Below are 2,938 nucleotides of genomic sequence, written 5' to 3'. Positions count from 1 at the left end.
ATGGTCGGCGTCCGCCTCGACCGCAAGCGCAAGCAGAACGTCACCGTGCTGCTCAAGGCCCTCGGCTGGACCAACGAGCAGATCCGCGAGGAGTTCGGCGAGTACGAGTCGATGATGCTGACCCTGGAGAAGGACCACACCGCGGGTCAGGACGACGCGCTGCTCGACATCTACCGCAAGCTGCGCCCGGGCGAGCCGCCGACGCGTGAGGCCGCGCAGACGCTGCTGAACAACTACTACTTCAACCCCAAGCGCTACGACCTCGCGAAGGTCGGCCGCTACAAGGTGAACAAGAAGCTCGGCCTGGTCGAGGCCTTCGACCAGCAGACGCTGACCGTCGGCGACATCGTGGCCGCGATCAAGTACATCGTCGCGCTGCACGACGGCCAGACCGAGCTCGAGGCGCCGGCCGGCGTCCACGAGATCTCGGCCGACGACATCGACCACTTCGGCAACCGCCGCATGCGGACGGTGGGCGAGCTGATCCAGAACCAGCTGCGCACCGGCCTGGCCCGGATGGAGCGCGTGGTCCGGGAGCGGATGACGACCCAGGACGTCGAGGCCATCACGCCGCAGTCCCTGATCAACATCCGACCGGTCGTCGCGGCGCTGAAGGAGTTCTTCGGCACCTCGCAGCTCTCGCAGTTCATGGACCAGACCAACCCGATCGCGGGCCTGACGCACAAGCGTCGCCTCTCCGCGCTCGGCCCGGGTGGTCTGTCCCGTGACCGTGCCGGCATGGAGGTCCGTGACGTCCACCCGTCGCACTACGGCCGCATGTGCCCGATCGAGACGCCGGAAGGCCCCAACATCGGCCTGATCGGCTCGCTCGCCTCCTACGGTCGGATCAACCCGTTCGGCTTCGTCGAGACGCCCTACCGGCGCGTGGAGAAGGGCCGGGTCACCGAGAAGGTCGACTACCTCACCGCCGACGACGAGGACCGCTTCGTCATCGCCCAGGCCAACGCGGCGCTCGACGCCAAGGGCCGCTTCGTCGACGAGCGCGTGCTGGTCCGCCAGCGCGACGGCGAGGTCGGCGAGGTCCCGGCCGACGAGGTCGACTACATGGACGTCTCGCCGCGCCAGATGGTATCGGTCGCGACCGCGCTGATCCCGTTCCTCGAGCACGACGACGCCAACCGTGCGCTCATGGGCGCCAACATGCAGCGTCAGGCCGTCCCGCTCATCAAGAGCGACAGCCCGCTCGTCGGCACCGGCATGGAGTACCGCTCCGCCGTCGACGCCGGCGACGTCGTCACCGCCACCAAGGCGGGTGTCGTCAAGGACGTCTCGGCCGACATCGTCGAGACCCTCAACGACGACGGCACGTACTCCACCTACCGCCTCGCGAAGTTCCGCCGCTCCAACCAGGGCACCTGCATCAACCAGCGTCCGCTGGTCGACGAGGGTGACCGGGTCGAGGTCGGCAGCCCGATCGCGGACGGTCCGTGCACCGACGACGCCGAGATGGCGCTGGGCACCAACCTGCTGGTGGCGTTCATGCCGTGGCAGGGCCACAACTACGAGGACGCCATCATCCTCAGCCAGCGCCTGGTGCAGGAGGACATCCTCACCTCGATCCACATCGAGGAGCACGAGGTCGACGCCCGCGACACCAAGCTGGGTCCGGAGGAGATCACCCGGGACATCCCGAACGTCTCCGAGGAGATGCTGGCCGACCTCGACGAGCGCGGCATCATCCGCATCGGCGCCGAGGTCACCACCGGTGACATCCTCGTCGGCAAGGTCACGCCCAAGGGCGAGACCGAGCTGACCCCGGAGGAGCGGCTGCTCCGCGCGATCTTCGGCGAGAAGGCGCGCGAGGTCCGCGACACCTCGATGAAGGTCCCGCACGGCGAGTCCGGCACCGTCATCGGCGTCCGGGTCTTCGACCGCGAGGACGGCGACGAGCTGCCGCCGGGCGTGAACCAGCTGGTCCGCGTCTACGTCGCGCAGAAGCGCAAGATCTCCGTGGGTGACAAGCTCGCCGGCCGTCACGGCAACAAGGGCGTCATCGCGAAGATCCTGCCGATCGAGGACATGCCGTTCATGGAGGACGGCACCCCGGTCGACGTCATCCTCAACCCGCTCGGTGTCCCGCGCCGGATGAACATCGGTCAGATCCTCGAGCTGCACCTGGGCTGGCTGGCCAAGCAGGGCTGGGACCTCGACCCGCAGCAGACCAAGGGCCAGGAGTGGGCCGAGCGGCTGCGCAAGATCGGCGTCGAGTCCGCCGCTCCGAACACCAAGGTCGCCACCCCGGTGTTCGACGGTGCCCGCGAGGACGAGATCACCGGTCTGCTCGGCGCGACGATCCCGAACCGTGACGGCGTGCGCGTCGTCAAGGAGGACGGCAAGGCGAGCCTGTTCGACGGTCGCTCCGGCGAGCCGTTCCCGGACCCGGTCGCGGTCGGCTACATGTACATCCTCAAGCTGCACCACCTGGTGGACGACAAGATCCACGCCCGCAGCACCGGCCCCTACTCGATGATCACGCAGCAGCCGCTGGGCGGTAAGGCCCAGTTCGGTGGCCAGCGGTTCGGCGAGATGGAGGTCTGGGCGATGGAGGCGTACGGCGCCGCTTACGCCCTGCAGGAGCTGCTGACGATCAAGTCCGACGACGTGCCGGGTCGCGTGAAGGTCTACGAGGCCATCGTCAAGGGCGAGAACATCCCCGACTCCGGCATCCCGGAGTCGTTCAAGGTGCTCGTCAAGGAGATGCAGTCGCTGTGCCTGAACGTCGAGGTGCTCTCCCAGGACGGCTCGAGCATCGAGCTCCGTGACGCGGAGGAGGACGTCTTCCGCGCCGCCGAGGAGCTCGGCATCGACCTGTCCCGTCGCGAGCCCAGCTCGGTCGAGGAAGTCTGAGTGGTCTCGATACGCCTCGCTGGCGCTCGGCTACTCGACCAACGAACTCGTTGGTCGAGTAGCCCGAGCC

At 68.0% G+C, this 2,938-nt stretch carries 1 protein-coding gene; it reads left to right on the top strand.

Annotated features, from left to right (window positions below; genetic code table 11):
* Nucleotides 1-2,868, top strand: a 2,868-nt coding sequence (gene rpoB, locus VGE38_RS00005; protein ID WP_331140471.1) for a DNA-directed RNA polymerase subunit beta, incomplete at its 5' end; no start/stop codon positions are given.
* Nucleotides 2,869-2,938: the final 70 nt, after the last annotated feature.

The organism is Nocardioides sp., assembly GCF_036405735.1.
Classification (GTDB): domain Bacteria; phylum Actinomycetota; class Actinomycetes; order Propionibacteriales; family Nocardioidaceae; genus Nocardioides.
The sequence above is the reverse complement of the archived record's forward strand: the minus strand, read 5'-3'. Positions and strand labels throughout refer to the sequence as shown.